Raw genomic sequence first — 626 nt, forward strand, 5'->3', positions numbered from 1 at the left:
CAGGTACATCGCGATCTGACGGGCGAGCACGAGGTCGCGGCTGCGGTTCGTGCCGCACAGCTCCTCGATGGAGAACTCCGAGTAGGCCGCGGTCTGGGCGAGGATCACGCCCGAGGTGATCTCGGGCTCCTCACCTTCGGCGACCAGGTCCTTGAGCACGATCTGCGCCAGCTGGAGGTCGACCGTGGTGCCCTGCAGGTTGGCGAAGGCGGTGGCGCGGATGAGGGCGCCCTCGAGCTCGCGGATGTTCGTCTGGACCTTGCTGGCGATGAACTCCAGCACGTCGGCCGGGGCGGTGAGCTTCTCGATGGCCGCCTTCTTGCGCAGGATCGCGATCCGCGTCTCGAGGTCCGGCGGCAGCATCTCGGTCTGCAGGCCCCACTCGAACCGGTTGCGCAGCCGCTCCTCGAGCGTGCGCAGGTTCTTGGGCGGGCGGTCCGACGTCATGACGATCTGCTTGTTGGCGTTGTGCAGCGCGTTGAACGTGTGGAAGAACTCGGTCTGCGTCGACTCCTTGTTCTCCAGGAACTGGATGTCGTCGACCAGGAGGACGTCGATCTCGCGGTACTTCTGGCGCAGCGCCGACGTGCGGTTCTCGCGGATCGCGTTGATCACGTCGTTGGTGA

General features: G+C 65.8%; 1 protein-coding gene. It reads right to left on the reverse strand.

The features are described from left to right. Positions 1-626: DnaA ATPase domain-containing protein (locus tag ASF38_RS18990; protein WP_235497411.1), on the reverse strand; the 626-nt coding region annotated here is incomplete at both ends.

This window comes from Aeromicrobium sp. Leaf272 (assembly GCF_001422865.1).
Taxonomy (GTDB): Bacteria; Actinomycetota; Actinomycetes; order Propionibacteriales; family Nocardioidaceae; genus Aeromicrobium.